The sequence below is a fragment of the Humidesulfovibrio sp. genome (genome assembly GCF_030689645.1).
GTDB lineage: Bacteria > Desulfobacterota > Desulfovibrionia > Desulfovibrionales > Desulfovibrionaceae > Humidesulfovibrio.
This window is the reverse complement of the sequence record NZ_JAUYFU010000024.1, coordinates 83,847-108,344: the sequence shown is the minus strand read 5'-3', so window position 1 is coordinate 108,344 and position 24,498 is coordinate 83,847. Positions and strand designations below refer to the sequence as shown.

Annotated in this window: 18 protein-coding genes and 1 pseudogene; 12 read left to right on the top strand and 7 right to left on the bottom strand. The window is 63.6% G+C overall.

Annotated elements, in window-relative coordinates:
- Positions 1–58: 58 nt before the first annotated feature.
- The 4 genes from Q8O35_RS03860 to Q8O35_RS03845 form a co-directional block, all read right to left on the bottom strand.
- The gene (locus Q8O35_RS03860; protein WP_305570791.1) at positions 59–778 is read right to left on the bottom strand and encodes a formate dehydrogenase subunit gamma; all 720 of its coding nucleotides are present in this window, start codon (positions 776–778) and stop codon (positions 59–61) included.
- Positions 765–1,547, bottom strand: a complete 783-nt coding sequence (locus tag Q8O35_RS03855; RefSeq protein ID WP_305570789.1) for a 4Fe-4S dicluster domain-containing protein — start codon at positions 1,545–1,547, stop codon at positions 765–767. The genes Q8O35_RS03860 and Q8O35_RS03855 overlap by 14 nt, the downstream gene beginning before the upstream one ends.
- Complete coding sequence (locus Q8O35_RS03850; RefSeq protein ID WP_305570787.1) at positions 1,544–3,739, bottom strand: molybdopterin-dependent oxidoreductase; 2,196 nt, start codon at positions 3,737–3,739, stop codon at positions 1,544–1,546. The genes Q8O35_RS03855 and Q8O35_RS03850 overlap by 4 nt, the downstream gene beginning before the upstream one ends.
- A gap of 75 nt (positions 3,740–3,814) precedes the next feature.
- Positions 3,815–4,132: a cytochrome c gene (locus Q8O35_RS03845; RefSeq protein ID WP_305570785.1), complete on the bottom strand. Its 318-nt coding sequence runs from the start codon at positions 4,130–4,132 to the stop codon at positions 3,815–3,817.
- Positions 4,133–4,351: 219 nt separating this feature from the next.
- Between Q8O35_RS03845 and Q8O35_RS03840 the strand changes: the two genes are divergently transcribed.
- The 4 genes from Q8O35_RS03840 to Q8O35_RS03825 all read left to right on the top strand — a co-directional run bounded on the left by Q8O35_RS03840 (position 4,352) and on the right by Q8O35_RS03825 (position 9,967).
- Positions 4,352–6,016 (top strand): FmdE family protein, encoded by a 1,665-nt coding sequence (locus Q8O35_RS03840; RefSeq protein ID WP_305570783.1) that lies wholly within the window; start codon positions 4,352–4,354, stop codon positions 6,014–6,016.
- Between the two features lie 154 nt (positions 6,017–6,170).
- Positions 6,171–7,151, top strand: a complete 981-nt coding sequence (locus Q8O35_RS03835) for a serine/threonine protein kinase (protein WP_305570781.1) — start codon at positions 6,171–6,173, stop codon at positions 7,149–7,151.
- A 25-nt stretch (positions 7,152–7,176) separates the two neighbouring features.
- Complete coding sequence (locus Q8O35_RS03830) at positions 7,177–7,632, top strand: universal stress protein (RefSeq protein WP_305570779.1); 456 nt, start codon at positions 7,177–7,179, stop codon at positions 7,630–7,632.
- Between the two features lie 112 nt (positions 7,633–7,744).
- Complete coding sequence (locus Q8O35_RS03825) at positions 7,745–9,967, top strand: caspase family protein (protein ID WP_305570777.1); 2,223 nt, start codon at positions 7,745–7,747, stop codon at positions 9,965–9,967.
- A 179-nt stretch (positions 9,968–10,146) separates the two neighbouring features.
- Here the strand turns inward: Q8O35_RS03825 and Q8O35_RS03820 are convergent, their stop codons facing one another.
- Positions 10,147–10,683 (bottom strand): hypothetical protein, encoded by a 537-nt coding sequence (locus Q8O35_RS03820; protein WP_305570775.1) that lies wholly within the window; start codon positions 10,681–10,683, stop codon positions 10,147–10,149.
- A 187-nt stretch (positions 10,684–10,870) separates the two neighbouring features.
- On the opposite strand from Q8O35_RS03820, the pseudogene carB reads away from it, so the two are divergent.
- The 7 genes and pseudogenes from carB (at position 10,871) to Q8O35_RS03785 (ending at position 21,762) form a co-directional block, all read left to right on the top strand.
- Positions 10,871–14,104: pseudogene (gene carB, locus Q8O35_RS03815) on the top strand (carbamoyl-phosphate synthase large subunit).
- 105 nt (positions 14,105–14,209) lie between these two features.
- A complete protein-coding gene (gene purF, locus Q8O35_RS03810; RefSeq protein ID WP_305570773.1) occupies positions 14,210–15,613 on the top strand; it encodes an amidophosphoribosyltransferase in 1,404 nt (467 codons plus the stop codon).
- 81 nt (positions 15,614–15,694) lie between these two features.
- Positions 15,695–16,705 (top strand): SIS domain-containing protein, encoded by a 1,011-nt coding sequence (locus Q8O35_RS03805; RefSeq protein WP_305570771.1) that lies wholly within the window; start codon positions 15,695–15,697, stop codon positions 16,703–16,705.
- A gap of 3 nt (positions 16,706–16,708) precedes the next feature.
- Positions 16,709–17,248, top strand: coding sequence for a zinc/iron-chelating domain-containing protein (locus Q8O35_RS03800; protein WP_305570768.1), 540 nt, complete (start codon positions 16,709–16,711; stop codon positions 17,246–17,248).
- A gap of 48 nt (positions 17,249–17,296) precedes the next feature.
- A complete protein-coding gene (locus Q8O35_RS03795) occupies positions 17,297–19,642 on the top strand; it encodes a penicillin-binding protein 1A (protein ID WP_371133092.1) in 2,346 nt (781 codons plus the stop codon).
- A gap of 280 nt (positions 19,643–19,922) precedes the next feature.
- Positions 19,923–20,729, top strand: a complete 807-nt coding sequence (locus tag Q8O35_RS03790; protein ID WP_305570764.1) for a PhzF family phenazine biosynthesis protein — start codon at positions 19,923–19,925, stop codon at positions 20,727–20,729.
- A gap of 106 nt (positions 20,730–20,835) precedes the next feature.
- The gene (locus Q8O35_RS03785) at positions 20,836–21,762 is read left to right on the top strand and encodes an AEC family transporter (protein ID WP_305570762.1); all 927 of its coding nucleotides are present in this window, start codon (positions 20,836–20,838) and stop codon (positions 21,760–21,762) included.
- A gap of 195 nt (positions 21,763–21,957) precedes the next feature.
- Here the strand turns inward: Q8O35_RS03785 and Q8O35_RS03780 are convergent, their stop codons facing one another.
- Positions 21,958–23,262, bottom strand: a complete 1,305-nt coding sequence (locus Q8O35_RS03780; protein ID WP_305570760.1) for a DUF401 family protein — start codon at positions 23,260–23,262, stop codon at positions 21,958–21,960.
- 148 nt (positions 23,263–23,410) lie between these two features.
- Between Q8O35_RS03780 and Q8O35_RS03775 the strand changes: the two genes are divergently transcribed.
- A complete protein-coding gene (locus tag Q8O35_RS03775; RefSeq protein ID WP_305570758.1) occupies positions 23,411–23,947 on the top strand; it encodes a hypothetical protein in 537 nt (178 codons plus the stop codon).
- Here Q8O35_RS03775 and Q8O35_RS03770 read toward each other — a convergent pair.
- Positions 23,944–24,483, bottom strand: a complete 540-nt coding sequence (locus Q8O35_RS03770; RefSeq protein WP_305570756.1) for a tetratricopeptide repeat protein — start codon at positions 24,481–24,483, stop codon at positions 23,944–23,946. The two genes, Q8O35_RS03775 and Q8O35_RS03770, sit on opposite strands and share 4 nt — an antisense overlap.
- Positions 24,484–24,498 lie beyond the last annotated feature (15 nt).

The window sequence follows — 24,498 nt, the reverse complement described above, 5'->3', positions numbered from 1 at the left end:
GTTCGAGGGTTTGCAGACTCTCGGGCCGGTGGATTCCCGCCGTACCCGCTATTGCCGATCACTTTGCGCCGGGCTCGCCCTTGTCCAGCGCATCCACCCAGAGGCCGTGGTGATGGCGGGCGTAGTCACGCGGCACGGTGCCCGTGAACATGGAGCGGAAGCCGGGCTTCTCCTCCGGCGAGATGGCCGCCATGTAAATGTGCACCAGCAGGCCCGCGAACACGAGACCCACGGCCAAGTAGTGCAGGGTCACGGCCCAGCCCACAAGCCACACGACAGAGGCGGGCAGAATCTTGTCCGAGGCCAGCAGGATCATGCCGGTTGCGCCGATGGCTATGCCCCCCAGGACGGACGCCTGGGCAAAGGCCTTCTGGCCCATGTTGTAGTAGCCCTGGGGGGGCAGCTCGCCGCCTCCCCCGACGGTCATGCGCAGCATCTTGCGGACCATCCAGGTGAAATCGCCGGGGCGCAGGCTGAAGATCTCGCGCAGGAAGAACCGCGTTCCGCCAGCGTTGACGCCCATGTAAATGACGATGCCCACCAGCCAGACCACCCCGACCACCTCGTGGAGCACCAGAAGCACAGCACCGCCTGCGCTGCCGCCGCCAAAAAGAGCCCGTAGGACATCGGGCAGCCAAGCGCCCAGGGGGTTCAGCTTGTCGTTCTTGATGAGCCCCAGACCGCTGACCAGGAGCACCAGCCAGCAGGCCGCGTTGAACCAGTGGATGCGGATGTCCGAGGGGTCGTGGCGCTTGATTTCGTTGTTAGCGGGCGTCATGGCCGTCCTCCTTCTTGTCCTTTTCCGGGCCTTCGTGCGGCGTGCCGACATCCGGCTTCTGGCCGACCAAAAGCTGCCGGCCCAGCATGGCCAGCACGCCCAGGCCCGAGAGTCCCACGGCGTACTTCACCAGCGGGGCCACCACCTGCGAAAGGGCGTCAAAGCTCAAGGGGTTCACCGGCTTCACCGCCCAGCCGTCCGGCGCGGTGCTGGCGATGTAGTACATGTTGGGTTTGGTGTCGTTTTGCTTGGCGATGACGCGCACCACCTTGCCCTGGTTGGCTGCAAGCAGCTTGGCGGCATCGCTGTTCGGATCGCTGATGTCGCCGAAGACGCGGGCCTTGGTGGGGCAGGTGTCCACGCACGCGGGGGGCAGTCCGGCAGCCCGGCGCTCCGGGCAGTAGGTGCACTTGTCCGCGATGCGCCGCACCGGGTCGCGGAAGCGCGCGCCGTAGGGGCAGGAGGGGATGCAGTTGCCGCAGCCGATGCACAGCTTGGGATCGATGACCACCGAACCGTCGGCCTTGTCCTTAAAGGTTGCTCCGGTGGGGCAGGCAATAACGCAGGAGGGCTCGTCGCAATGCATGCAGGCGCCGGGCTGAAAGTGCCCACGGCCCAGCTTCCCATTCTCAACGGGCGGCACGGCCTCCTTGATCCAGTTGCGCCACACCCCGCGCGACACGCCGTTGGCCTGTTTGCAGGCGGCCACGCAGGCCTTGCAGTCGATGCACTTTGCCGAGTCTATGACCATGGCGAGCTTCGCGTTCATGCGGCCCCCTTCTTCTTCACGCTGACAAAGGTCTCGTGGATTGCTGAGTTTCCGCAGATGGCGTCGAAGCGGCTCTCCATGAGTTCGACGATGCTGGCCCCCACGCCCGTGGTGTGCGAAAGCTTCCCGGAGATGGTGCCGAAGCCGGAGAGCATATACACCGTGTCCTTGCGGATCTTCGGCGTCACCAGGGCCTTCAGTTCACCCTTGCCCGCCGGGCTTTCCACCTGCACCACATCGCCCTGCTTCACCCCAAGCTCCTTGGCGCTCTCCTCGTTCAGCCAAAGGGTGTTCTCCGGCTCAAACTCGGACAAGAGCGCGTTGTTGGTGCTGCTGGCCTGGGTGACGCAGGCGCTGCGGCCCGCCACAAGCCGGAACTTCCGGCCAGCATCCGGGGAAGCTTTGGGCGAAGCGTACACGGGCAGGGGATCCAAACCCAGGTCCGCATAGCGGTTGCTGTAAAGTTCGATCTTCGTGCTGGGTGTCTTGAAGGGCTGGCCGTCCGTGCCGCCAAGGGGCGGATTAGGTGGATAGTACACGCCGTCGCGCTTCAGGATCTCCGCAGCCTCTGGCAAGGCGGCCAGCTGCATCTCGCGGTACTTTGGAATGTCAAAATCAAAGGCCTCGGGGAAGCCGAGCTTGACCGAAAGAGTCTTCAAAATCTCAAAGACTGGCCGCGACTGGTGCAACGCGGGAATAACCGGATCGCGCCAGACCAGGCATGCGCCTTCTGCTCCGGCCTGCAACGCCTGCACCGGGTCCTGGCGTTCCAAAGCGCTAGGCGCCGGCAGCACCAGGTCGGCCATCCAGGCCGTGTCGCTCATGGCGATATCCACCACCACCATAAACTCCAGCTTGTCGATCATCTCGCGGGTCTTCCTGCGATCCGGCGCCGTGGCCATGGGGTTGGTCTTATACACAAACCAGCCCTTCAGCGGATAGGGGGCGCCCTTGATGATATTCTCGCGGGTAATGACGAAAGACCCCTCGTCGTCGAACAGCAGGGGAACACTCTTGGCGTCCACGCGGCCCGGAGGATTGTCGTCGTAGAACGGCGGCTCAAAGGGCACCTTCTTGAGGCCCGCCGGGCGTGCCGGAACCAGTCCGCCCGGTCGGTCCCAGTTGCCCAGGAGCGCGTTGACGATGGCGAAACTGCGGCGGATCTGGGTAGAGTTCTCGTAGTCCGAGCTGCGGCGGCCTGGGTAGACCATGGCAGCAGGCGCGGCAGCAGCGAGCTCTCGTGCCATGCGAAGGATGTCCGCAGCCGGGATGCCGGTTTCCGCCTCGGCCCAGGCGGGCGTCATCTCCGCCACGTGGGCGGCGAGCTGGTCCAGGCCGCTTGTGCGCTCAGCCACGAACTTCGGGTCGTACAGCTTCTCGGTAATGATGACATGGGCCAGGGCGAGCATGAAGGCCATGTCCGTGCCGGGCTTGATGGCGTGCCATTCCGAGGCCAGAGCGGCGCTCTTGGTGTAGCGCGGGTCCAGCACCACAACCTTCGCGCCTTCGCGCATGATGGTCATGAGGTCCATGCTGTCCGGCGTCACCAGGGCCTCCATGCGGTTGGCCCCGGCCAGGATGACGTACTTTGAGCTTCGCACGTCGGGCAGGGGCACATCGCCGAAGGTATCCACAAAGGCCCGGTTGCCGGAAAGCAGGCACAGGGACTCATGACTGGTGATGTTGTAGGAGCCGAAAGCCTCGGCGAAGCGGTGCACGAACTGGCTCTGAGTGTCGGCCCCGGCGCTGAAAAGCATGCCGCAGCGGGTGTACTTGGCGGCGATGTCCTTCATCTTGGAAGCGGCGAGATCCAGAGCTTCGTCCCAGCCTATGGCCTTCCACTTGCCCTCGCCCCGGTTGCCCACCCGCAGCATGGGGGTCTTTATCCGCTCGGGATCGTAGACCTGATCCACGCCTGCGTTTCCCCGCGCGCAGAGCATGCCGCGCGACTTGGTGAACTTCGGGTTGGGGTCGAGCTTCTTGATGACGCCGCGCTCAACCCGGGCGATGAGCCCGCAGCGGTTGAAGCACATATCGCAGGCCCCGAACTTCGACTCCCACTGCGGAGCCGTGACGGCCCCTGCCGCCCTGGCCTCCGGGGCCAAAGCCGCCTGGGCGGCTGTGGCCGCCGTGGCGGTGGCGGCCATTCCGGCAAGGCGCAGGAAGTCGCGGCGGGAAATATTGCTGCTCATAGGTGTTCCCCTTGCCGCCCGGCGGAAGAGCTGGTCTGGCCGCTCCCGCCGGGCGTGGTCATTGATTGCGCAGATCTAGTTGCACTTGGCCGGAGACGGGGAATCCTTGGCGAAGTCGTGCAGGTAGGCGAAGATGTCGTTCTTCTCCTCCGGGGTCACGCCCTTCCAGTCCTTGTAGCACTTGATTGCTTCGGGCTTGGCGAAGGCCTTCTTCCATTCGGCCTGGGTCTTGGAGCTGGGGGAAAGGTCGGATGCGCTCACGCCGTGGCAAGAGCGGCACTTCTGGCGGTACAGGTACTTGCCCTTGCGGGCGTTGCCCTCAGCGGCGAAAGCCAGGCTCACGGCGGCCAGGGCCAGGATCAGGGCGGCGAAAAGAGTGGTGCTGCGCTTCATTGTCGTCTCCTCCGGGTTTGTGTTCCCATTATTTGCGGCCAAACCACAGGCGGCCGCACTTTTCACTAGCGTTGATACCCCAATACCGGTATGGGGTATTTACGTCAAGCATCCAGCGGCAATTTTCGTTAAAAAAGTTGACCCGAATCCCCCTGCGCGATAGGGGTGAAACTCTTATGTTAATTCCAGCATAACTATCTAAATCCAGCGGGGAAAAACATGAACATAGGCCCGTACACCTTTGAGGAATTCAAGGCCAAGGCTGCGGCCTTTCACGGCTACCCCGCCCCTGGCCTGCTCATCGGCGGGTATATGGTGGAGCTGGCCCGCCGCCAGCTGCCCACAGGAACCCTCTTCGACGCTGTGGTGGAAACGGCCAAATGCCTACCCGACGCCGTGCAGATCCTGACCCCTTGCACCGTGGGCAACGGCTGGGTGAAAGTCCTGAACCTGGGACGCTACGCTGTGTCGCTGTACGACAAATACACAGGCGTCGGCGTGCGGGTCTGGCTCGACGTGGAAAAGATGGAACCCTATGATGAGATACGCGGGTGGTTCCTCAAACTCAAGAAAAAAGCCGACCAGGACACTGACCGGTTGTTCCGCCAAATTGAAGAAGCTGGCGAGAACCTTTGCTCCATGACCGCGGTGCAGGTGGACGAGCGCTTCCGCAAACACAAGAGCATGGGCCGCGTGGGCATCTGCCCCATCTGCACGGAGGCCTATCCGCCCAGCGACGGCGCAATCTGTCGCGGTTGCCAGGGCGAGGCCCCATACGGCGAGGCGGGCTGCCGCGTTCCCGGGCAGGTCCGGGAGGAAGCTAGCCCCCAGGTCGACACCGGCCCGCAGCTCACCGCCGTCCCTATTTCCGAGGCTGTGGGGCAAAAGACCCTGCATGACATGACGCGCATCGTGCCTGGCGAAAGCAAGGGCGTGGAATTCAGCAAAGGGCACGCAATATCCGGCGGGGACGTGTGCCGCTTGCAGTACATGGGCCGGGCCCATGTGTACCTGGAGCAGGACGCGCCCGACGGCTACCTCCATGAGAACGAGGCCGCGCTTGGCTTCGCCAGGCTCATGGCGGGCGAAAACGTGGCCCACGACGAGACGCCGCGCGAGGGGAAGATCAACTTCCGCGCCACCGCAACCGGCGTGCTGCTGCTGGACCGCGAGCGCCTGGAGGCCTTCAATCTGGTGCCGGATGTCATGGCGGCCAGCCGCCATCACGGCGTGCTCGTTGAAGCGGGCAAGGAGTTCGCCGGGGCGCGGGCCATCCCGCTCTATCTCTCCACCGAGAACTTCCGCAAGACGCAGGCCGTTCTGGCGAGCGGCCCGCTGTTCACAATCGCGGCCATAAAACCCGCGCGCGTGGGCGTGCTGGTGACAGGCACCGAGGTGTTCCAGGGCCTCATCGAGGACAAGTTCGCGCCGGTGATCCGCGAAAAGGTGGAGCGTCTGGGGTCGCAGGTGGTGTCCGTGGACATCGTGCCTGACGACGCCGAACGCATCGCCCAGAGCGTTGGCAAGATGCTCGCCGCAGGGGCAAACCTCATCGTCACCACGGCAGGGCTTTCCGTGGACCCGGACGATGTGACCCGCAAGGGGCTCCTCGCCGCTGGCCTGACCGACATGCTTTACGGCGCGCCCATCCTGCCCGGCGCCATGACACTGCTGGGCCGCTTGGCCTGCCCGGCCGGCAGCGCGCAGGTCATGGGCGTGCCAGCCTGCGCGCTCTTCCACAAGGCCACCAGCTTCGACATCCTGCTGCCGCGCGTGCTGGCCGGAGTGGAGATAAAGCGCGCGGATTTGGCGCAGATGGCCGAGGGCGGCTTCTGCCTGGGCTGCAAGACCTGCGTGTTCCCCAAGTGTCCCTTCGGCAAATAGCGCAGCAGCAACCACAAACAATACGGGCCGCTTCTCCAGCATTATGTGGAGAAGCGGCCCGCCGCTTTTGGAAAAGGGCTTCGAAAAGCCCCATTGCTTGACCATGCGTGGCGAAATGCCTAATCTGTGTTATGGCTGAACCAGGAGGCGCATCATGCCCGAACCAGTTCCAAAGCCCGCTTCTTTATCAGTGCGCGCCCTCATGGAGCGCTTCAATCCCCCGGTAAGCGTGCGAAGCTTCGGCACCGTGTTCATCGACACGACCGAGTTCATGAGCATTACCTACGGAGACGTCATCTTTGTGGGCGGCCGCCACTACCTTGTGCTAGGAGACGAGCGCGAACGGCGCTTCGGCATGGAGGATCCCAAGTTCTGGGTCAAACGCTGCGTGGAGATGGAGAGCGGCCAATATCGTATTCTGAAGCTGGAGTTTCAGGAGACCTTCGACCAGCACATCGGACCGCTGACCATCACCTGCCACCGCAGCGCCGCCAAGGAAGCGCGCATCCTGCGCTTGGTTGCGGGCGACAAACGCTTCATGCAGGGCCAAACACACCGCGACGAACGCGGCAATCTGGTGCGGGTGCTGGAGCGCGTGGCCGGACGCAGGCTGGACCTGAACGTGGAGGATCTGCATGTCGATCACCGGACCTACTTCCACGAGATCTACCCCGGCATACTGGAACGCTACATCGAAGCCTGCCGGGCCATCCACTTTCTGCACCAGAATGGGGAAAGCCACGGAGACATCCGCCGCGACCACCTCTATGTGGACCACAAGACCGGCGACTATTGCTGGATCGACTTCGACTACGGTTACGACGCCACCGAGAACCCCTTCGGCCTGGACCTCTTCGGACTGGGCAACATTCTGGCCTTCATCACCGGCATGGGCGTGCACACGACACAGGACAGCGCCCTGGCCCACCCCGACGCGCCAAACATCATCGAAGCCGACTGCGCCCTATTCTTCCGCCACCGCATCATAAACCTGAAAAAGCTGTTCCCCTATGTGCCGGAGGAACTGAACCGGGTGCTCATGCACTATTCCTCCGCGTCCGAGGTCTACTACGAAACCGTGCCGGAACTCCTGGCCGATCTTGAACCCTGCATCCCCCTGCTGCGTCGGGCCTGAGCCCAACAACACCCAAGGAGGCCCCATGGACTTCAAGAACATCCTCATCGCGGTGGACGCTTCGGACAATGCCCGGCGCGCGGTGCACTACACTGCGGAATTGCTCGGCACGGCCTCTGGAGTCCGCGTGACCCTGCTCTACATCGAGCGCGCCCCTGGCCGCGACCGCTTCGACAGCGAGGACGCCTGGCTGAGCCAGTGCAGGCTGGAGCATGACCGCGTGTTCGACTTCCTCAAGGACGCGCGCGTCATACTTCTGGCCGCAGGCCTGCCGGGGGAAGCCGTGGTGGAGCGCACGGTTTTGTGCAGCGCGGAGCCCAGCATCGCCCAAACCATCCTCGAAATACAACAGGAGGGCGACTACGGCACCTTGGTTGTGGGCCGCCGCGGCCTCACCAAGGGCGAGGAGTTCCTGTTCGGCAGCGTGTCCACAAAGCTGATTCACAACGCGCGCAACTGCGCCGTATGGGTCGTGCAGTAGCCAAGGCACGGAGCGCAACCCCTGCACAGAGCGAAAGGACCTCATCCACACTTGCATTTGCTTGCAGCTTTGCTAACATTCAAAAATAAGTATTTCGAGACAGGAGGCTGCCATGCGATGCCGCGTGTTCCGCGCACTGCTGATTTGCATCCTGGCTCTGTCCTGTCTTTCGCGCCACGCACTAGCCGGTGGTGAACAACGAATCGCCCTGGTCATCGGCAACAGCGCGTATAAAAGCGCCCCGCTCAAGAACCCCGCCAAAGACGCCCGCGACATGGCGACTCTGCTCAAATCCCTGGGCTTCAGCGTGACCCTCAAGGTGGACGCAGGCCAAAAGGACATGGAGGAGGCCGTCCGCCAGTTCGGCATGGATCTGCGTGGCGGCGGCGTAGGCCTGTTCTACTTCGCCGGGCACGGCCTGCAGGTGCAGGGCAGCAACTACCTCGTGCCCGTGGACGCCAAAATCCAGACCGAGAGCGACGTGCGCTTCGAGTGCGTGGACGCTGGAAGGGTGCTGGGCAAGATGGAGGATGCGGGCAACGCGCTCAACATCGTCATCCTCGACGCCTGCCGCAACAATCCCTTCAGCAGAGGCTTCCGCAGCGCGGAGCGCGGCTTGGCCGAGATGCGCGCACCCACGGGCTCGCTCATCGCCTACGCCACGGCGCCAGGCTCCGTGGCCAGCGACGGAACGGGAGAAAACGGCATCTACACCAAGCACCTGCTGCAAACCATGCGCACTCCGGGTCTGCCCATCACCGACGTGTTCATGCGCGTGCGCATGGGCGTGGTGGCCGAGACTGGCAAAAAACAGGTGCCTTGGGAGTCCAGCTCGCTTACCGGCTATTTCTATCTCTCCGGTGAGGGTCAGGCAGCGCAGGCGCCGCCACCAGCCGCCCCTGCCACCGCCCAGCCGCAGGCATCAGCACCGGCTCCAGCACCGGTGGCGCAGCCGCTGGACATCAAGGCTGAGAAGAAGCGCATGGCCGAGGAAGCAGAGCGCCTGAAGCGCGAAAAGCTGGAACTGGTGCAGCTCCAATCCCTGCAAGCCGAAAAGGAGCGTCTGGAGGCCGAGCGCGAAAGGCTGACCCAGGCCAAGCAGTTGGCCATGGCCGCCCGACCCAAGCAGCCGCCCCCACCGGCACCGACCAGCCCGACAGCGCAGCAGTCCAAGGCGACCCGGGCCGCCAACGCGGCCTACTTCCCGCTCCTGGCCCGCGATGGCGTCAGCGAGGCCCAGAAATATTTTGAGAACGCCGTGCAGGCGCACCCCGATGACGCCGACGCCCGCGCAGGTCTTGCCATCTCCTACCTGCTCACCCGGCGCGAGGCCGACGCCAAGTATCACGTGCGGCGTGTGGAGGAGTCCGGTCTCACCACGCCGGGAACACGCGTCGCGCGGGGCTTGATGCTCGGCATCGAAGGGCGGCAGACGGACAGTTCCTACCAGCTCAACCGGGCCTTGGAGGAAGGCGCGGACAAGGCCCTGGTGCAACTGGCCATGGCCACGGCAGCCGCCAAGACGAACGAGCTGGACCAGGCAAAGAAGGCCTTGGACGATTACCGCACCCTGGTCCCGGAGCGCGAGCAGAGCGAGTACGCGCGCGAACTGGCGCGCAAGGTTGATCTGAAGGGCAGGCTGGTAGGCACCTTTTACTGGACACAGCAGGACAAGGCCATCACCGGTTTCGTCAACACCATCACCTTTGTACTGAACGGCGAGACCCTGGCTGGAAGCGGCGGCGGGGCCAACCAGGCCACGGTGACCGACATCAAGATCACCGGAAAGACCCTGACCTTCCGCTGGTCCTTCAGCATGGGGCTCTTCGGCACCGGCTATTACGACTTCACCTGCGACCTTTCCGGCGACCTGGACACCATCCCCATCTCCGCGCGCGACTCAAGCTTCGGCGGGATCTGGAAAGGCTACCTCATCCGCCAGGGCAGCCTGGCCCAAAGCATGGCCTACCATGGCAGCCCTGCCGACTGTTTCATCGCAACCGCGGCCTACGGCGAACCATGGGACGAGCATGTGGCCACCCTGCGCCGCTTCCGCGACACTGTGCTTCTGCAGTCCAGCCTGGGGCGCGGTTTTGTGGAGACGTACTACAGCCTGAGTCCGCCCGTGGCCGAAGCCATACGCGAACGCCCGTGGGCACGAGCCGCTGTGCGCGGAGCGCTAGCCCCAGTGGTGCTCCTGGCCGCAGCAGCCAACGGCGACCCCGAAAGCCTGTTCTGGACCCTGTTCACGGCGGCTCTGCTCTGTGGCGCGGCGGGCCTGCTGGCGATGCGGACGAAATTGCGGAGCAGCGGCCCCAGTGGTCGAAGGGATTAGTCCACCCGGCCGCCCCTTAGAGAGACAAAAGGGCATTCGGCAGAACCCGAAAAAGCCCAAGGCCGCCAACGGAAGCCCATCTTCCGCCAGCGGCCTTGAACCAAGGGTATGTTTTTCAAGAGGTCTAGCTCTTGCCTGTCTCATCGACCCCGCGCAGCCAAGCCTTTAGGGTGGTGCCGTTATTTCTCCGGCGCAGGCTCTGGTGCAGGCTCTGGCGCAGAAACGGCAGAGCTTGATTCCGCTGGCTTCAGTCCGGCAGGCTTCCGCACGAAGCAGACCCGGGTGACGAGGCCGGTCTGGGCCTTATAGTAGATCATTACGTTGTAATGCTTGGCGGACGAATAAATCACCGCTTCTTCGATGGCGTCGTAGGCCTTGATGAACAGGCCAAAAATCTCGGAGATGAGCCCCCGGCTGGCCTCAGGCTCGGCCTGAATCTCCACCGTGCCACCGAACTTCTCCACCTTGCCAAGCCACTTATCCAGACGTTCTGGTATGTTGTTCAACGTTATTGCGGCTGGGAATACCACCGTCACCTGCGGCTGATCTGCCGACAGGGCGGACGAAAGTTTGCGGTCAAAGCTGCCAGAATCAAGAAACTGCACCTCCTGCTGCGCCGCAGCAATGCTGGCAGTCTTTTGCGAAGCGCATGATGCGAGGAAAAGGGGCAGGCACAGCGTGAACAAAAGTCGAAGCACGGCTTTTGAGCGAATCATGGAACGCTCCTTGGACAACTTTTATGACCAATACAATAAATATAATTAACCAAACACCGATTGTCAACGCGGTCCGGCCCTTCCTCCGGGGGGGCAAACTCCTTGCCTCTTGCCTGACGGGTGCTTATCGAGTAGAACTCTCCCGTTTCAAGGGACGGCAGAAACCTTTCACCCAAGCGGCGGAAAAATGCCCAAGCGCACAGACATCAAAAAGATCATGCTCATCGGCTCCGGCCCCATCGTCATCGGTCAGGCCTGCGAGTTCGACTACTCCGGCACCCAGGCCTTGAAGGCCCTCAAAGAAGAAGGTTACGAAGTCATTCTGGTCAACTCCAATCCGGCCACCATCATGACCGACCCGGAGCTTGCCGACCGTACCTATATCGAGCCCATCGAACCAGGCACTGTGGCCAAGATCATCGAGAAGGAACGCCCAGACGCCCTGCTGCCGACCCTCGGCGGCCAGACCGCGCTGAACACCGCCCTCGAACTCGCCAAAATGGGCGTGCTGGAGAAATACGGTGTTGAGCTCATCGGCGCCTCGGTGCCGGTCATCGAAAAGGCCGAAAGCCGCGAACTCTTCCGCGCCGCCATGGCCAAGATCGGCCTCAAGGTGCCCCAGAGCGGCATCGCCCGCACCATGGACGAGGTGCGCGAGATTGGCCGCACCCAGCCCTTCCCGCTCATCATCCGCCCGGCCTTCACAATGGGCGGCACCGGCGGCGGCGTGGCCTACAATATGGAAGACCTGGAGTCCATCTCCGCCCAGGGTCTGGCCGCCAGCATGAAAAGCGAGATCATGATCGAGCAGAGCGTGCTGGGCTGGAAGGAATTCGAGCTTGAGGTGATGCGCGACAAGAAAGACAACTGCGTCATCATCTGCTCCATCGAGAACGTGGACGCCATGGGCGTGCACACGGGCGACTCCATCACCGTGGCCCCCAGCCAGACCCTCACCGACGACGAATATCAGAAGATGCGCGACGCGGCCCTGGCCATCATGCGCGAGATCGGCGTGGAGACCGGCGGCTCCAACGTGCAGTTCGCCATCAACCCAGCCGACGGCGAAATGATCATCGTGGAGATGAACCCCCGCGTGTAGCGCTCCTCGGCGCTGGCTTCCAAGGCCACGGGCTTCCCCATCGCCAAGATCGCGGCCAAGCTGGCCGTGGGCTATACCCTCGACGAGATCCCCAACGACATCACGCGGGAGACCATGGCCAGCTTCGAGCCGTCCATCGACTACTGCGTCATCAAGATTCCGCGCTTCACCTTTGAGAAGTTCCCCGGCAGCGAGGACTACCTCACCACCTCCATGAAGAGCGTGGGCGAGACCATGGCCATTGGCCGCACCTTCAAGGAAGCCCTGCAGAAAGGCCTGCGCTCCCTGGAAGTGGGCATGCCTGGCCTGGGCAAGAAGTTCGAGACCTGCGGCATCGACCGCGATGAGCTTTTGCGCCTCATGCGCAAGCCCAATTCCGCGCGGCTCTTCGCCATCAGAAACGCCATGCGCTGCGGCTTCACCAACGAGGAGATTCACCAGGCGTCCTTCATCGACCCCTGGTTCCTGCGCCAGATCCGCGACATCCTGATCATGGAGGAAGAGCTGTCGGCTTTCGGCTTGAGCGATGAGATCTCGGCCGCGAACCCGGCCCTGGCTCCGCTCCTGAAGCGTGCCAAGGAGTACGGCTACTCCGACAAGCAGCTCTCCGTGCTCTGGAAAATGAGCGAGGACGGCCTGCGCGCCCTGCGCAAGAGCCTCGGCATCGCACCCACCTACTACCTGGTGGACACCTGCGCGGCCGAGTTTGAGGCCTACACGCCCTACTACTACTCCACCTACGAGACAGGCCGCGAGATCGAGTGCAAGGACCTGAAGAAGGTGGTGATTCTTGGCGGCGGCCCCAACCGCATCGGCCAGGGCATCGAGTTCGACTACTGCTGCTGCCACTCGTCCTTCGCGCTCAAAGAAATGGGAATCCAGTCCATCATGGTCAACTCCAACCCGGAGACCGTGAGCACGGACTATGACACATCGGACCGCCTGTACTTCGAGCCCGTGACCTATGAAGACGTGCTGAACATCGTGGAGTTCGAGAAGCCCCTCGGCGTCATCGTGCAGTTCGGCGGCCAGACCCCGCTGAATCTGGCCGTGGCGCTCAAGAAAGCCGGCGTGACCTTGCTTGGCACCCCGCCGGAAAGCATCGACCGCGCCGAGGACCGCGAACTGTTCTGCGCGCTCATCCGCAAGCTGCACCTGAAGCAGCCTGCCAGCGGCACGGCCATGACCCTCACCCAGGCCAGCGAGATCAAGGACGGCCTGGGCTACCCCCTGGTGCTGCGCCCCTCGTACGTTCTGGGCGGGCGCGGCATGGAGATCGTGTACGACGACGAAGAGTTCAACAACTACTTCCGCAAGGCGACCGTCATCTCGCCCGAGCATCCCATCCTCATCGACAAGTTCCTTGAGAACGCCATCGAGGTGGACGCGGACGCCCTTTCCGACGGCGAAGACACTTACATCGGCGGCATCATGGAGCACATCGAGGAGGCCGGCATTCACTCCGGCGACTCGGCCTGCGTGCTGCCCCCGCACACCATCGCCCCGGAGCTGGTGGCCGAGATAGAACGTCAGACCAAGGAGCTCGCCAAGGAGCTCGGGGTCATCGGCCTCATGAACATCCAGTTCGCCATCAAGGACGGCGAGGTGTTCATCCTTGAGGTGAACCCGCGCGCCTCGCGCACTGTGCCCTTTGTCAGCAAAGCCACGGGCGTGCCCCTGGCCAAGCTGGCCACCCGCGTCATGCTGGGCGAGAAAATTAGGGATCTCAAGCCATGGGACATGCGCAAGAGCGGACACGTTTCCGTCAAGGAATCCGTGTTCCCCTTCAACCGCTTCCCCGGAGTGGATATCCTCCTCGGACCTGAAATGCGCTCCACCGGCGAGGTCATGGGCATCGACGTGAGCTTCGGCCTGGCCTTCATGAAGGGGCAGCTGGCAGCGGGCCAGCGCCTGCCGGAAGAAGGCACGGTGTTTTTGTCCGTCAACGACCGCGACAAGGTGGGCATCACCCCGGTGGCCAAGGCCTTTGAGGACCTGGGCTTCAAGATCGTGGCCACGGGCGGCACTGCGGACCACCTCGCCAGCAAGGGCGTCACGGTTGAGCGGGTGCTCAAGGTCAACGAGGGCCGCCCCAACATCGTGGACCTCATCAAGAACAAAAAGATCGCCCTTGTGGTCAACACGCCCTCCGGCAAGAGGACGGTGAACGATTCTAAAGAAATCCGGCAGACCACGCTGCTGTACGGCGTGCCTTACACCACCACGGTGTCCGGCGCGGCCGCAATGGCCCAGGCCATCCGCGAAGAGCGCGGCCATGGGCTTTCGGTGCGGTGCTTGCAGGACTATTACGGCGATTAGCTCCAGGCGCTTTTGCGCCAGGGGCCGGGCGGCCGGGAGCGGATTGACCGCTCCCGGTGCGCGAGGCGTTGTTCCCCGGCCCGGACAAAAACTCAAGGACACACCATGAAACGCGAGTATTGCGGTCTCTTCGGCATTTATGGCCATCAGGAGGCCGCGCGCATGGCCTATTTCGGACTCTACGCCCTGCAGCACCGCGGGCAGGAATCGGCCGGCATCGTCACCTGGGACGGCGGCGCCATACGCGAGCACCGGGGCATGGGCCTGGTGCACGACGTGTTCAACGAGCGGCACCTGGGCAAAGAGCTCAAGGGCCAGATCGCCCTGGGACATATCCGCTACTCCACCACCGGCGTGTCGCTCATCAGAAACGCCCAGCCCTTCCTGGTTCGCTTCAAGGATTGGCATATCGCAGTCGGCCACAACGGCAACCTGGTGAACACCCTTGAGCTGCGCAACGAACTGGAAAGCCAGGGCTCCATCTTTCAGACCACCATGGACACGGAAGTGTTCGTGCACCTCATCGCCAAATACCTGAACGGCAGCACCATCGAAGAGGCCATCCTCAAGGCGTGCGCAAGGGTCAGGGGCGCTTACTCGCTGCTCATCATGGCCAACAACAAGCTCATCGCCGTGCGCGACCCCCACGGAGTGCGCCCGCTTGTGCTGGGACGGCTGAACGACAACTACGTCTTCGCCTCCGAAACCTGCGCCTTTGACCTCATCGAGGCCGAGTACATCCGCCAGGTGGAGCCCGGCGAGATGCTCGTGGTGGAGGGCGGACGCCTATCCAGCCATCGCCTGCTGGAAAAGGCCCCGAAACGCCAGTGCATTTTCGAGCTCATCTACTTCGCCCGGCCCGACTCCATGGTCTTTGACGAGGGTGTGTACGAACGCCGCAAGACCATGGGCGCGACCCTGGCCAAAGAGGCCCCGGTGGACGCGGACTTCGTCATGCCCTTCCCAGACTCCGGCAACTACGCCGCCGTGGGCTATTCCCAAGCCTCGGGCCTGCCGCTGGAGCTGGCAATGATCCGCAACCACTATGTTGGCCGCACCTTCATCCAGCCCAGCCAGGACATGCGCAACTTCAGCGTGCGCGTGAAGCTGAACCCCGTGCGCAGCATGATCGAAGGCAAGCGCATCCTCATCGTCGAGGACTCCATCGTGCGCGGGACCACCATCCGCACCCGCGTAAAAAAACTGCGCGAGCTCGGCGCACGCGAGATCCACATGCGCGTGTCCTGCCCTGCCATCCGCTTCCCCTGCTTCTACGGCATCGACTTCTCGAGCAAGGGCGAACTCATCGCAGCCACCACTCCGGTGAACGACATCGCCCGGTTCATCGGACTGGACAGCCTGCACTACCTGTCCATACCGGGCCTGCTCGATTCCGTGAACGAAAAGAACGCCCACTGCCTGGCCTGCTTCGACGGGAACTATCCCATCGAGCCCTGCAACCATCAGGGCAAGATGTGCCTAGAAAATGAGAGCAAGGTCACGGGATAGCGCCAGGGTGTCTTGGAAAGGCGATCCGTGCACGGTTCTGCGGGCGGCGAGATTGACCAGACCACACAAGGGAGGCCAGCCATGAGCCGCGGCGAACACAACGGCACCCCCCCGCCCGGCGGCTGGCTGGAACTGGCGCGCGAGGTGCTCGACATCGAGATCGAAGGCCTTGCCGCAGTTCGCAACCAGCTGAACGGCGGCTTCGAGGAAGCTCTTGAACGCCTGGCTGCCTGCACTGGCCGCGTGGTGGTTTCCGGCATCGGCAAGTCCGGCCTGGTGGGACGCAAGATCGCGGCCACTTTGTCCAGCACGGGCACAGCCTCATTCTTCCTGCACCCGGTTGAGGGCGCCCACGGCGACCTGGGCATGATCCGCCCCGGCGACGTGGTGCTGGCCCTGTCGAATAGCGGCGAAACCGACGAGCTGAACACGCTTCTGCCAGCGCTCAAGAGCCTCGGCGCGGTCATCGTGGGCCTCACCTCCGGGGCCGACTCCACCCTTGCGCGCCTGGCCGACGTGGTCATCGAGGTGCGCGTTCCGCGCGAGGCCTGCCCCATGAACCTGGCCCCCACGGCAAGCACCACAGCGGCTCTCGCCGTGGGCGACGCGCTGGCCGTCTGCCTCATGCGCATCAAGGATTTCGGCACAAAGGACTTCAAGCGCGTGCATCCCGCCGGGGCGCTGGGCGCGCGCCTGTCACAGAAGATCGCCAGCCTCATGCACACGAAGAACCTGCCTGTAACTCGCGATTCGGCGCCGCTGACTGAGGCTCTGGCCGCGCTCAACACCGGGGGCTTCGGCCTCGCGGCGCTGACGGACGCGGACGGAAGGCTCACCGGCGTGCTCACCGATGGCGACGTGCGGCGCATGCTCTGCAAAAGCGGCTTCGACCCGGTTCGCCCGGCGGCCGAGGTAATGACCAGAGATCCGCGCAGCGTGACGGTCACGTCCAGCGCGGCCCAGGTGCTCGACCTCATGGAGGCCCGGCAGATTACCGTCTTGCCGGTTTTGGACGAAAACGGCTTTCTGGTGGGTCTGGTGCATGTGCACGACCTGCTGGGGAAGGGCCGGGTGCGCTTTGCGCCGGAGTAGCCCATGGACACAGACGCCGGTTCCGATTCAGATGTATGCGCCCGTTGCGGCGAACAAAACGGAAGCTGCTGCACCCTGGTGCCCGGACAGGAAGAATACTGCTTCCCGCTGTCGGCCGACGAGCGCGCCGTCATGGAAAAAGCAGGGGCAAAGCCGGAACACTTCTTTCGCCAACACAACACGCAGCCTTTCCTGGATAACCTCAACCGCCTGTTCCCGAATGAAGCGGACTGCATCAACAGCCTGTTCCCTCCAGACGGCTCGCACGACCGGCTGGCAATAACCCCGCAGGGATCCTGCGAACTGCTGGGAAGCGCGGGCTGCGGGTTGCCGCGACAATCGCGCCCCTACTACTGCCTGCTGTATCCCTTCTGGCTCCGACATGGGCGGGAACTGTATTTCGAGTCAAGCAACTGCCAAGCCCAACGAGAAGCAGGCGGCGGCGGGGCTGGGCTTATGAGACGACTCAACATGACAAGCGCGGACATCCGCCGCACATACCGGGAACTGCGCAGAGCCTGGGGCCTGCCGGAGCAACGTTAAATGCCGAAGAAAAATGCAAAAAAGACCGCCACCAAAAGGGTATCGTCCATGAGATGGAGCCGCAGGTTCAAGCGCAAGATTATCTGGACCATCCTCGCCGTGCCCGCAGGAGCTGTGCTGTGCGCAGCCCTGGCCTTCTGGTTTTTCTCCCGCGACCTGCCGGGCTTCCGCAACATCACGGACTACAAGCCGCCCCTGGTGACCACGGTTCTCTCGCGCGAGGGCCGAGTGCTTGGCTATTTCTACAAGGAAAAACGCTTCCTGGTGCGCCTTCAGGACATGCCAGCCTTTCTGCCCAAGGCCTTCCTGGCGGCGGAGGACTCCGGTTTCTACAAACATGACGGCATCGACCCCTGGGCCATTTTCCGCGCCTCGCTCATGAACCTCAAGGCTGGCGGCATCAAGCAGGGCGGCAGCACCATAACCCAGCAAGTGGTCAAGCGCCTCCTGCTCTCGCCCGAGAAAAGTTTCGAGCGCAAGATCAAAGAGGCCGTGCTGGCCTACCGGCTCGAAAACTACCTCACCAAGGACGAGATCCTCACCATCTACCTGAACCAGATTTTCCTGGGCTCCAGGGCGTATGGCGTTGAAGCCGCCGCACGGGAGTTCTTCGGCAAGCACGTGAAGGACCTGACCCTGGCCGAGTCCGCCATTCTGGCTGGCCTGCCCCAGGCCCCCAGCCGCTACAACCCGCTCTCCGACCCGGAGGCCGCCAAGTCCCGCCAGAAATACGTGCTGGAGCAGATGCTCTCCCAGGGCTGGATAACCCAGGCCCAGTTCACCCAGGCGCTGAATCAGAAGCTGGTGTACAAGAGCATGGAGGACCACTCCTGGAAGGTAGGCGCCTACTACCTTGAAGAAGTGCGCCGCTTCCTCATCGACAAATACGGCGAGGACGAAGTCTACCAGGGCGGCCTCACCGTTGAAACCGCCTGTGAGATTCCGCACCAGATCGCAGCCGACAACGCCATGCGCCGTGGCCTGGCCGATGTGGCCAAGCGCAAGGGCTGGGAAGGTCCGGCAGCGCGCCTGAAGCCCGAGGAATACAACCGCTTTCTGGACGAGGGCCGCACCGGCGAAGCCATCAAGCCCGGCACCTGGATGCGTGCCCTGGTGGTGGACTCCGCCAAGGACAAGGCCACGGTTCGCTTTGGCCAGAACACCGGAGAAATTCCGGCCAGCAGCACCATGTGGTGCCGCAACGCGAAAAAAAGCGTCACCGGCGACGCGGCCCCAGTGCCCGGCGATCCCTCGCGCATCATGCGCAAGGGCGATGTTGTCTGGGTCACCGTGCGTGAAGCCAAGGGGAACGGGCACTTCGTGCTCAACCTGGAGCGCGAGGCCGGGCCCGAAGGGGCGCTGGTCTCCATGATGCCGGAAACCGGCGAGGTGGTTGCCCTGGTGGGCGGCTTCAGCTTCGAAAAAAGCCAGTTCAACCGCGCCACCCAGGCCAAGCGTCAGCCGGGCTCGTCCTTCAAGCCCGTCGTTTACAGCGCCGCCCTGGACCACGGCTTCACGCCGGCCAGCGTGATAATGGACGCGCCCATCGTCTTCGCTAACGCCGAGGCCGGAACCATCTGGCGCCCGGAGAACTACGAGGACATCTTCTACGGCCCCACGCTGCTCTCCACCGCGCTGGCGAAGTCACGCAACCTCGTCACCATCCGCGTGGCCCAAAAAATCGGCGTGCGCACCGTCATCGAACGCGCGCGCGCCCTCGGCATCGAAAGCGAAATGCCCGAAAACCTGTCCATCGCGCTGGGATCCTCCGCCGTCACCCTGACCAACCTCTGCCAAGCCTACACGGCCTTCGCCCGCGGCGGCAGCTACGTGAAGCCCCGCCTGGTCCTGAGCGTCAAGAGCGCCTGGGGCGAAACCCTGTACAAGTCCGAGCCGGAATACGTCGAGGCCATCAGCCCGCAGAACGCCTTCCTCATGGCCTCCATGTTGAAGGAAGTCATCAACGTGGGTACCGGCGGCGCGGCCAAAGTTCTGGGCCGCCCCCTTGCAGGCAAGACCGGCACAACCAACAATGAGCAGGACGCCTGGTTTATCGGCTTCACCCCGCATCTGCTCACCGGCGTATACGTCGGCTACGACCAGCTGCAATCCATGGGACGCGAGGGCTCCGGCGGGCGCACCGCCCTGCCCATCTGGCTCGAATACCGCAAGGTCATCGAGGACCGCTACCCGCCCGACGACTTCCTGCCGCCCGAAGGCATCGTCTGGGCGAGGGTGGAGAACAGCCAGGCCGTTGGCTCCAAGGGACAACCCGCACCAGAAAGCTACTTCCTGCCCTTTGTGGAGGGCAGCCAGCCCGGCACCACCGACGTGGGCGCGGCTGCAACAGGAAGCGCCACCAGCGACTCTGACCTCATGAAGCAGGGGTTCTAGGCAAGAAACGGCTCAGACAATATGCTCCGCAGGCCGCAGGAATACTCAATCCCCCAGGCCCTCATATATGACGGCGGATTTCTGAGCGGTTCCCGCTTGGGAATCCGCCGTTTGCGCAGGGATGGCGTGACAAAAGCCGAGAGCTCCATTGGAGCCGTCCCGCGAAATCGCCCTCGCAAGGGTCTTGCCAGGGCGGGGCATTCTGGTGATGATGCGCAACCAGGGCCATTGCTCCGACAAAAGCCAAAGTTCCAGGCTGGATAATCACCGGAGGCCGCACATGCAGCGCTCGTATAAGCTCTATCAGGTGGACGCCTTTGCCGAAGGCGTGTTTTCCGGCAACCCCGCAGCCGTGGTGCCCCTTGAATCATGGCTGCCGGACGAAACCCTCGCCGCCATCGCCGAGGAGAACAACCTCTCTGAGACCGCGTTCTTTGTGCCCGTCGAACCGGGCTGCTATCACCTGCGCTGGTTCACCCCAACCTTCGAAATAGACCTGTGCGGACACGCCACCTTGGCCTCAGCCTGGGTGGTGTTCAACGAGTTGCGCTTCACAGGCGCGAGAATCCGCTTTGAATCCAAAAGTGGTCCGCTGTTCGTTGAAAAGGACGGCGACATGCTGGCCCTGGACTTCCCCTCCTGGCCGCCAGAGCGCGTGGAGGTGACACAGGCCATGACTCGCGCCTTCGGGGCCGAACCGCTGGAGGCCTGGGCCGGGCGCGACCTGCTCTGCGTCTTCGCAAACGAGGACGTCATCCGCACCATGCAGCCCGACCACGCGGCCTTCCACACCCTGCCCTACGTGTGCAACATCGCCAGCGCGCAAGGCCGGGCGGGTGGTGAATACGATTTCGTGTCCCGCGTGTTCTGCCCGGAGGTGGGCATTCCCGAAGATCCGGTTACAGGCTCGGCGCACAGCCTGCTGACGCCCTTCTGGGCGGCGCGCCTGGGCAAGACGAAGCTCAACGCCTGCCAAGCCTCGAAACGCGGCGGGCGGCTCTTTTGCGAGCTCAAGGGCGACAGGGTGCGCATGGCGGGCCGCGCGGCCCTCTACATGCGCGGCGAAATCATGCTGGAAGGCGAATGATGAGCGCAGAGTCCGTGCGCATGCACGGGGACGCTGGCGCTTGCCCGTGTCGCTTTGCGCTGGTGCAGGGCGTTGGCGCCTATGACTTCGTGAAGGCGCGAACCTAGTGGACAGCCTCTTCGTTGCGGTCAGCTGCCTGCTGCTTGGCGTTCTGCTGCGCCGCCTGGGCAGACTGCCCGAAGGCGCGGACCGGACCATCTCCGGCGTGGTGATCCAGCTGTCCACCCCTGCCGTATGTTTTCTGGCCGCGCGGACCATGCCCATCTCCGCCGAGATGCTCCTGCCCGCCAGCATGGCCTGGGTTATCTTCGCCGGGGGCTTCGCCTTTTTCGGCCTGGCGCAGCGCATCTTCGGCTTCTCGCGCGAAACCTTCGGCTGCCTCATGCTCACAGCGGCCTTAAGCAATGTCATTTTCATCGGCCTGCCCATGATCGAGGCCTTCTTCGGCCATGAGCTCGTCTATGTGGCGTTCTTGTGCGACAGCCCCGGCACCTCGCTGGTGCTGGCCCTGCCCGGCGTGCTTCTGGCCATGCGCTTTTCGCCCTTGGAACGCCCCGGTGGGAGCGCTGCTTCTCAAGTCTGGCAATCCGTGCGCCGTGTAATATCTTTCCCGCCCTTTCAAGCCCTGTTGCTGGGCCTTGTCTTGCGGGGCGTGTCGCTTCCAGAATGGCTGCTGGGCGGCCTCAGGCACATCGGCATGACCCTGGTGCCGCTCTCACTGTTCGCTGTAGGGCTGGGGCTGACCCTGCGTCCGCCCAGGGGGGCCATCAGGCCGCTGGCCCTGGGTCTGGCCTACAAGCTTGCGCTGGCGCCGCTCTTGATGCTCGGCGTGGCGGCATGGGGCTTCGGCAACACGGGCCCCGTGGCCCAGGTGACGGTTTTCGAAGCGGCAATGCCGCCCATGGTCCTCGGCGGCATCCTGGCCACGGACAACGGCCTGGACCCCAAGCTGGCTGCGCTCCTGGTGAGCGTGGGAACCCCGCTGTCCTTCCTCACCCTGCCCCTATGGCACTGGCTGCTGACCGGACTTTGAATCCCATGGGCACAGTAACACGAATTTAAAATACTTGCTACAGTCGGCCCCTTGTGGCAAGATTCCCCTGCTGCAAGCGCGAGACCCCCTCGCTCAATGCACGGGAGCCACGGCCAGTGCGACGGTCCTCTCACAGCAACTGGATGGGCGGTTGATTTCTGGCCGTGGCCCCAAGATCAGCCCCGCACAGCGACGTTAGAGCAGACGCGTAAGCGCCAAGAACCAGGCGATGCCGCAGGCCAGCAAAATCCCGCAGGGAACGAGCAGCCGCCGCCAGGCAGGGCCCAGGTCTACCCCGAAGAATTGGCAGGACAGGATGAAGCACACGTGCAGGGGTGAAACCATGACCCCGGTGAAACCGGCAAAGAGCCCCAGGGTCAGGTAGGGCAAAAGCTGATCCCCTGCGCCTATGTTGTGCAGCACGCCCAGGATGATGGGGAAGGTTGCGCCCACAAAGGCCACGGTGATGCCGGAGATGAGACCCACCAAAAACGGCAGGCCCAGCGTAAGCGCAAAAAGCGCCCCATGGCCTGAGGCCACCTTGGCCAACTGCTCCACAGCGCCGGAAGCCTGCAACACGTCTTTGAACACCAGCACCGACACCACCAGCGCCACCAGCCGATAGAGTTCGCGATCGGTCAGCACCCCGGCCACAAAGCCCGGCCCCACGCGGTTCTGGATCAGCGCGCAGGCGATGGCCAGGACAAGAGCGGCCATGATGCCCAGCTCGAAGGGCAGGCCCGGCGCAAGGAAGGTCATGCCCACCTCGAAGCCCAGGCCGCAGCAAATGGCGATGAGCATGGGCAGCCCTTCAGTAAGGGCGGCACGAACGTCGCGCGGGACGCTGCCCTGCGGGTCAGCCCCAGCAAGATGCGCTGTGGCCGGGCGCATGATGAACCGCCAGCCAATAAGCATGCACAAAAAAATGCACGGGCTGGTGTAGACGATGAGCCGCGCCAGCGGCACCCCGGCCAGGGTGGAGGTGAGGATGATGCCCGGATACAGGGGCCAGCAGAGCTCCCAGAGATGCCGGAACCAATAGTTAACCAGGGCCGTGTCGCGCCGGTGCAGGCCCAGATCGTCGGCCATATCGCGAACAAGGGGCGCGGAGAACACCGCCCCGCCGGGCATGGGCAGAAAGCCCACCAGGGCGGGAAAGAAGGCCAAGCGCAGCTTGGGGTCAACCAGAAAGCCTGTGGCAGCCTGCATGAGCCGCCTGGTCTGACCGCTTTTCTCCAGCACCTCGGACAAAAACAGAATGAGCGCAAGAATGAGCACCAGGAAGATGGTCTCACGCTGGAACATTGACAGGGCAGCCACCTGCGCCCACTGCGCCATGGGCATGTGAAACGAAAGGGCAAGCACCAGTCCGCCTGCCAGCACCGAGAGCCACAAAGGCTGGCGCAGACGCAGGCCGAGCAGCATGACGCCGAAGGCCAGCAGCACCTTGCCCAGGGGCATGAGCTGCACGAACGTATCGGTGATTTGGAAGTCGGGCACGGGGAGTCTCCTGTACGCCCAGGCAGGGCGCAGCGACGCATTGCCATGATTGAGACGCGGTGATACTCCCTTTGCGCGCGGACGGGAAGCCCTGGCACGAGGCCCTTCCCGCCCAGGCTCAGCCACCACGTCTACAGGAGAAGCCCCCATGTCCACCGCGAAAGACACCACTCCCGCCGCAGCCGAAAGCCTTGTGCAGGACGCCGAGCTCAAAATAGCCATGCGCGCGCACATCACCGCAGTCATCATGGACCGCGTGTCCCAGGACGAGGCCCGCCGCGCCGAGGCCCTTCGCGATTATCTGGCGGTGACCCAGGCCGCGGCCGACCTCGCCGCCGCAGACACCCTGGCCCTGATGGTGCCGCCGCTCATGCCCTCGCTGTACCGCCGCTGGATCGGCATGTTCGCCGACCGGCTGTTCGCCACCGCGCCCGAAGAGCAGCTGCGCGTGCTGTGCGATGGCAGCGAAGAAAACGGCGCAGCCCTGGCGCTGATTTTTGTCATGTTTCTGGAATCGGAGCGCATGGAAAAGCAGATGAGCGCGGACCTCTGCGCCTTTGGCCAGAGCGCGCAGGGCGAGGAAGGCGTAAACGCGCAGATGGCCGACATCGCGGCCAGCTACATTCGCGCCCGCGTGGCAGTGCTTGCCGGGAAGGACGACGAAAAAGCCAAGAAAGACAACTAGGCGGTCTTGGGCTGCGCCAGCACGCGCTCCACGGCATCGGCCACGGAAGCGGCGGCAGGCAACTGTTCCTCTGCCGCAGTCTCCACAAGGGCTATCTGCAAATTCAATTCGCGCTGCAGCACAACGCTGTGAGGATCGAAAAAGAGCTTCCAGACCACGGCAGCCTTCTGCACGCGGTCTAGACGCGCCAGCACCAGCCCTAAAAACAGGATGGCCCGGTTGTTCTTGCGGTCTTTTTGCAGCAGGCGCTCAAACTCCACCTTGGCCTGGATGTACTGCCCCTGCCGGTACAGGCACTCCCCGTAACGCTGGCGGGCCTCGGCGTTGTCCGACTCCGCCTGCAGAAAAGACTTGTAGAACCCCGCCGCAGCGGGAAAGTCCGCAGCCGCATACGCCGTGTTGGCCTGGGCCAGCATCGGCGCGGTCTGCGAGGCCGCTGCCATGGGCGCTGACTCCGCACCGCGGGCGCGATCCAAAAAACCGAACAGCAGCCTGCGCCGCGAAACGTCGATCTCTTCCTTTTTGTCCTGGGCCACCTGTGGTCCTCCTGC